Source organism: Psittacicella hinzii (assembly GCF_003585885.1).
GTDB lineage: Bacteria > Pseudomonadota > Gammaproteobacteria > Enterobacterales > Psittacicellaceae > Psittacicella.
Genome location: NZ_NRHC01000091.1, coordinates 1 through 2,490, shown reverse-complemented (window position 1 = coordinate 2,490; position 2,490 = coordinate 1). Strand labels below are relative to the sequence as shown.

The window sequence follows — 2,490 nt, the reverse complement described above, 5'->3', positions numbered from 1 at the left end:
AAAATTTAGGGAATCCCTATAGCTAATTTCCCAAGTACCCATGTGAGCAGCTGCTGGACCTGATTTAGTTCCTGCAATTTGTGATGGAAGAGTACCTGAAGCTACATACATTAAGTGGATATTACCACCTTTTTCCAGTAACTTCTCTACGTCACTGTTTAAGTTATTTAGAGAGTCATTACCTTTAACTTCAAGAGTTTGAATGTCAGCTCCCTCTTTTTCAAGTACAGGAATCATTTGTTGCCAAGTAGGGTAAGCTTTAGGGTCGTCTTTACTGATAAAGACAAACATTTTGTTATGTGCCATAGGAGCAACTTGAGTAGCGTCCCATTGGCTTGCAACATGGTAACTAGCTGCTAGGAAGTCTGGGTGAGTAATGTTAAGAGCATACTCTAACATTCCACCACCAGATTGTCCTGTTGCATAGATACGATCCATGTCAATGCTGTATTTTTCACTTAAAGAGTTAATTAAAGCAATTAGAGCGTTAATGTTTTTTGTTGGGATTTCATATTTATCCGTAACAATTTTGTCCGCAAATTGTGGTGCTAAGACAAAAGCTTGATGACGAGCTTGGCTTTCAGGAGTTGCCCAAGCTGTAGCTCCATTACCTTGGTATAAGGTTGCTTTAATATAGTCTGAAGTTACTCCAGCATCGTGGATAAACATTACTAATGGGTACTCAGTTTGAGGTTTATAATCTTTTGGTACGTAAAGATTATAGTTAATAGTTGTCCCATCTTTATCGGTAAAGCTTAGTTGAGTAAAATCATCAGCTACTAAGTTAACACTTTGTTGGGCTACTTTAGTTTCTGGAGCAATAGATTTTACGTCAGTTAGGGGATTAACTTGACTAACTTCTAAAGTGTAGCTAGTTGGTTGTGGTGTTTGTCCTTTTACATCTGTAAGTAAAGAAGCAGTAGGATCTTGAGGATCCATTTTAATAACTACATATTGACCTTTAGTAGAATGACTATGAATGTCATTGTCTGTCGCTAAGTAAACTTCAACGATATTACGATCTTTTACCGCAAAGTCTGATTTTTTAATTTGGTCGGCATCTAAAGTTTCACTATACTTAACAACAGCATAGGTAACCTTTTGACCAATTCCTAGGGGAATTGAAACTGAAGTAACTTCTTCCATGCCTGCAAAGGCTAGAGGACTAAATAGGAGGCTTGAAGTTAAAAGTAGTTTTTTCATGAGTAATGAGACTGTTGCAAAAATCCTTCGAACTAATCAAAAAAGACATGGGAAGCCTTTTTTGATAAAAAATAATTAACTTGAACGATAATTAGGGTATAGCACCCCCTCCCCTAGATGTATTTTTTCGGGGATGGTATTTTACCATGTGGTAAAATATATTTGTTAATTCAATTCAACTTCATTGAATTGGTATTTGTCGTTCTAGTTAATTTCATTAACTAGAACTTTTTTATTTTTAAATAGGTAATTAACGATAGTTTTCATGTTCTGTACAGTAGCAGTTAGAAAAGATTGCGACTGCATTTTATCTATTCCTATATATCTAGCATATCTAAAACCATGTTTCTCTTTTGAGTCGCCAAAGGTAAGTTCTACTGTGCAGCTTCTTTTTCTAGAGATTTCTCTACCGTAATCGCTAGCACTTACGGCATAGTTGTGTTCTTTTATTTCCTGATAAATAGACCTATTTATCACTCTAAAGTTCTTTTTGTTCTTAGTGCATTTGTCCTTGAACGGACAAGCAGAACACTTATCTGGATTGGACATATACTTGTTGAATCCATCTCTAGTAGTTGCGAAGTAAATTAATTCTTGACCTTGAGGACACACGTAGATATCTAGTTCTGGATTGTAAGTAAAGGATTCAGGTGTATACTCGTTTGGAGTATTACGACCTCTTTTTTGAGGTACTACTACACTTAGAACTCCTATATTATGTAGGCCATTCATTAGTTTCGCACTATCATAGGCAGAGTCAACACCAACAACTTCCGGTACTAAGTTGAAGTATTTCTCAATGTATAGGAAGCCTGATAGAGATCTCTGACTATCGTGAACATTACCTGGAGATATCTCTGTAGATAAGATTATGTTGCACTTACCATCAACAATTCTATGATCTAGATAAGCTAGCATTCTAGGCTTATTCCTGCGAGATAGAATACCGCAATCTTTGTCAGTTAGACTAATTAGGACATCTTTTTCAATCTGCTTTAATCTAGGCTTTAGATCTTTCATATTGCGTTTAGCTCTCTCTTTGTTTACATCGTAGAGTAGAGCTAAGTTGTCTTCTTCAGTAATAGTTATTACCGCTTTGGCTACTTTACTAAGACTAGCTTTTGCTTTGATATGCGTAGAATCTTGGAACATTTCCTTTCCTCCTACCATATCATATTCAATAGCTTTTTCAACTATGTAGAGAAAGACTCTTTCGAAGGTTCCTTTTTCAGTAAATATTGAGAAACGGAGAATGTAAAAAATAACCGTGAGGTTACCCCCAAATGG

2 protein-coding genes are annotated in these 2,490 nt (G+C 35.9%); both read right to left on the bottom strand.

Features of this window, described 5'->3' with window-relative positions; translation table 11 throughout:
- Window positions 1–1,203: hypothetical protein (locus CKF54_RS06630; protein WP_119525576.1), on the bottom strand; the 1,203-nt coding region annotated here is incomplete at its 3' end.
- 204 nt (window positions 1,204–1,407) lie between these two features.
- On the bottom strand, window positions 1,408–2,490 hold a 1,083-nt coding region (locus CKF54_RS06625; protein WP_119525575.1), incomplete at its 5' end, for a transposase.